This is a genomic window from Paenisporosarcina sp. P4_E4_2 (assembly GCF_056401595.1).
On record NZ_JBFUJC010000305.1, the window covers coordinates 1 to 3816 of the forward strand.

General features: G+C 39.1%; 5 protein-coding genes. All 5 read right to left on the minus strand.

Going from position 1 to position 3816, the window contains the following annotated elements; translation table 11 throughout:
- The coding region (locus AC1DSB_RS15960; protein ID WP_477587092.1) for a dihydrofolate reductase at nucleotides 1–469 on the minus strand (469 nt) is incomplete at its 3' end.
- 14 nt (nucleotides 470–483) lie between these two features.
- On the minus strand, nucleotides 484–1428 hold the full coding sequence (locus tag AC1DSB_RS15965) for a thymidylate synthase (protein ID WP_477531975.1): 945 nt from the start codon (nucleotides 1426–1428) through the stop codon (nucleotides 484–486).
- Between the two features lie 72 nt (nucleotides 1429–1500).
- A complete protein-coding gene (locus tag AC1DSB_RS15970) occupies nucleotides 1501–2079 on the minus strand; it encodes a YpjP family protein (protein WP_477587093.1) in 579 nt (192 codons plus the stop codon).
- Nucleotides 2080–2323: 244 nt separating this feature from the next.
- Nucleotides 2324–3115 (minus strand): class I SAM-dependent methyltransferase, encoded by a 792-nt coding sequence (locus tag AC1DSB_RS15975; RefSeq protein ID WP_477531977.1) that lies wholly within the window; start codon nucleotides 3113–3115, stop codon nucleotides 2324–2326.
- Complete coding sequence (locus tag AC1DSB_RS15980) at nucleotides 3112–3549, minus strand: BrxA/BrxB family bacilliredoxin (protein WP_342543760.1); 438 nt, start codon at nucleotides 3547–3549, stop codon at nucleotides 3112–3114. Before AC1DSB_RS15980 ends, AC1DSB_RS15975 begins: the two co-directional genes overlap by 4 nt.
- Nucleotides 3550–3816: the final 267 nt, after the last annotated feature.

Genomic DNA, 3816 nt, shown 5'->3' on the forward strand with positions numbered 1-3816 from the left:
TATAAATCATGTATTGGTATTGTAACCCGCTATCTGTTGTAATGGTTTCTGAAGTGGAAGCAACATCCCAGCCGTCTTCATAAGGTGGGAAAAACGTATCTCCTTCAAACTCATTCTGAATAAGCGTGACATAAATCARGTCTGAATATGGTAGAACTTCTTTAAAAATTTGCTCCCCACCAATGATCATGACTTCTTCATGATGCTTTCTTGCAATCTCAATCGCTTCTTCAATCGAATGGACAATTGTTACTCCTTCCGGATTATAAGAAGTATTCCGTGTAATCACTATGTTCAAACGGCCAGGCAAAGGACGTCCAATGGATTCAAACGTATTGCGTCCCATCACAATGGCCTTCCCCATCGTTTTTTCCTTAAAATAAGCCAGTTCATTTGGAATATGCCATGGCATTTTATTGTCTTTGCCAATTACGCGATTCATATCATGTGCAACGATTAATGAAATCATAAAACTCCTTCTCTCTACACCGCAATCGGTGCTTTAATTCGTGGATGTGGATTGTATCCTTCTACTGAAATATCCGAGGTTTCAAAATCAAATATGGACGTCTTATCACTTGAAATCGACAATGTGGGCAAATCACGAGGCTCCCTCGCAAGTTGTTCGTTCACTTGATCCATATGATTTGAATAAATGTGCGCATCGCCTAGTGTATGGACAAATTCGCCGACTTCCAGATTGCATTCCCTTGCAATCAAATGGGTCAATAAAGCGTAAGAAGCAATGTTAAAAGGTACACCCAAGAAAACATCAGCACTTCGCTGATACAATTGACATGACAACTTGTTGTCGGCAACATAAAACTGGAAAAATGTATGACACGGAGGCAAGGCCATTTGATCTACTTCAGATGGATTCCATGCAGTGACAATATGTCGTCTCGAATCTGGATTGTTTTTTAGTGACGTGATGAGATTCTTCAACTGATCAATTGATGTCCCATCAGCCGATGGCCATGAACGCCATTGACGGCCATACACAGGACCAAGATCCCCATAGTTTTTCGCAAACTCATCATCGGACAGAATTCTCTCCCTGAAAATAACCATTTGCTCATCTACAATTTGTTGAAATGCTTCATCTTGTGCTGCACGCAAACCAAAGTCCGTCATATCCGGACCATTATAGTCTTCGCTATTTACCCATTTTTCAAAAGCCCATTCATCCCAAATATGGTTGTTTTCAGCGATTAACGTTTTTACATTGGTATCCCCTTTTAAAAACCAAAGCAATTCAGAAACAATCAATCTCATTGCTGTCCGTTTCGTTGTCATTAAAGGAAATCCTTTCGTTAAATCGAAACGCATTTGATAGCCGAAAATACTTTTTGTACCGGTTCCCGTACGGTCATCTTTTACTGCACCATTAGCCAGAATTGTTTTACAAAGTTGCAAATACTGATCCATATATATAACCTCCAGAAATTTAGATGTGAAAAAACCTTTTTCAGCGACATGCATTGAAAAAGGTCTTATGCATTATGATAACCACTTTGGTGGCATGTTTTTCGACCAATAAATATCACCTAACATGTAGTGTTTGGCGAATTCATCTGACGATGTATGGTAATGAAAATTAAAATAATAACCGTCTTGWGGTCGGTTCTCCGTTCTTACATGAAAACGGATTACATCGGATTTCGTTGTTGTATCAAAAATGTGGAAAATCTTTTCACTGTGATCCCCGGATGGGTTTTCACTGATTGCCAATGAGTTGAGTGTTTTGTTGTCCATTTCAAATAAAGTCATTTCAATCGCTTCTTGAATTYTCGGGAAGATGACTTCGTCAAATTCATTGGTGATAACGGGACCAATACGTGAGCCGAACTTAACTAATGATTGCTCTTTTGCTTGAACAATGGCATCTCCAAGAAAAGTAGATGGTGCTTCTTCAGACCATTCCACAGCATATGTAGGTTGCGTATTGTGGGAAGAAATCGATTTTTGGTTCGCTTTTTCATCCAGTAAGTTTTCCCAAATTACATGGTTAGGCGATATTACACCAAATGTCAGAAGTGCAACTGCAATTACTAACGTTTTCTGAATCCAATTTTTCATCCATTATCACCTTCAAGTTTGTACAATTTTTAACAAGATTCTATAAGTTATACGAATTGAATCACGAAAAGGTTTCATCTTTCTATAATTCATTGTACAATAAAAATGTAGAAATCGCTTCGTTTTTTAAGTAGGAGGAATTATTATGGACATGCATACAGTGATTGGAATTGGAATGTTACTTTTGCTCGCGTACTTGACTTCTTTAAACTTTACAGACTGAACATGAAAAGCTGCAACTCATTCATTGAGTTGCAGCTTTTTCTATGAATCCATAATGAAATTTTGTATTTGGCCGTTTGATTTGTTCAAAACCAAACTGTTCGAACCAAGGTGAGCCAAAATGCGCCTTTAACACTACTCGCTTTTTAGCAACGCGTTTTGCTTCCTCTACCCATTCTTCGTTTAAAGCATCCTGAATCCCCAATGCCCGCAATGGACTTATATTTACTGACTCCGTAATAGAAGTTTCAAACATAGGGTCCATATAAATGACATCAACAGATTTGTCTGCTAGCTGCTTCAAATAAGTAACAGCATCAGAAGAAATCACTTGAATGCGATTCATGAGGCTTTGATATTCCGTATGATCAGTTCGCCCTCCATGAAAAGCTTCATGTAAAATAAACGCAAGCACAGGATTAGCTTCGCAGCCATGAATGGTGCCAGTCTCTCCTACTGCATATGCGGCCAACAAACTGTCCGATGCATAACCAAGTGTACAATCCAGGAAAGAATCCCCGGTTTGCAGTTGACATACATCCAGCAAAGGATCATGTTCTCCTCTTGCCACTCGTTTCAATCGGAACATTGCGGAGCTTGGATGATAAAAGAACGGTTCTTTTGAGTTTAACGCATGATACTCCCAGCGACTTTTAGCCGCCACGAGCACATTACTTTGATAATGTTGCTGTAATTGAGTGACAGTTCTTTTCTGACGGTCGATATAAGACAATCCCAATTTGCTGGCAGCATTTTTCGCGAACTGTATCGTCAAATCGGTTGGCCTGCCAGCAGTAGTTACAATCGTTTTCACGCAGATGTAACTTGGTTCAATACTTGAACTAAATGATCTTTGATTTGTTCCATCGGAAACCCTTCAATTTGTTCACGCGGAATGAAGTAAGCTAGTTGACCATCTTTCACAACTGCAATTGAAGGTGAACTTGGTGGCACTTCTTCAAAGTAAGCGCGCATTTGATAAGTCGCTTCCTGGTCCTGTCCTGCAAAAACAGTTACCAAATGTTCAGGCTTATTTTCCACTTCTGTTAATGCCTCAGAGACTGCCGGACGTGCCAATCCAGCTGCACAACCACAAACTGAATTAATTACCACTAAAGATGTTCCCTTAGCCTCCGCCATATGTTCATTCACCATATCGGCAGTTGTCAATTCCTTGAAGCCAACATTCACTAGTTCTGCTCTCATGGGTTTAACTACTTCTTTCATGTACTCATCGTATGCATTCATATATTTCGCCTCTTTCGGTTTCAATTGCTTTATTTGACGTAATCTTTTTCATTCTTTATCATAACGTGTATTTCGAATGATTTCACTTATTCTAGATGTTTTAATAGAAATGGTAATGAGAATTGCAAAAATGTTAGCAAATGTGATACGAATCACTAATGCTAACATTTTTCCAAAAAATTTCACTTAAAAACTACTGATTTCTCGCTTCCGTCATTTGTTTCCAAACAGAGCCTTTTGCTTCTTCGCCTTGCTCGATGCGGGCAA

Bases quoted from the DNA above. Each gene is read 5' to 3' on its own strand.
- AC1DSB_RS15965 (WP_477531975.1), bottom strand. From the start codon at position 1,428: ATGGATCAGTATTTGCAACTTTGTAAAACAATTCTGGCTAATGGTGCA.
- AC1DSB_RS15980 (WP_342543760.1), bottom strand. From the start codon at position 3,549: ATGAATGCATACGATGAGTACATGAAAGAAGTAGTTAAACCCATGAGA.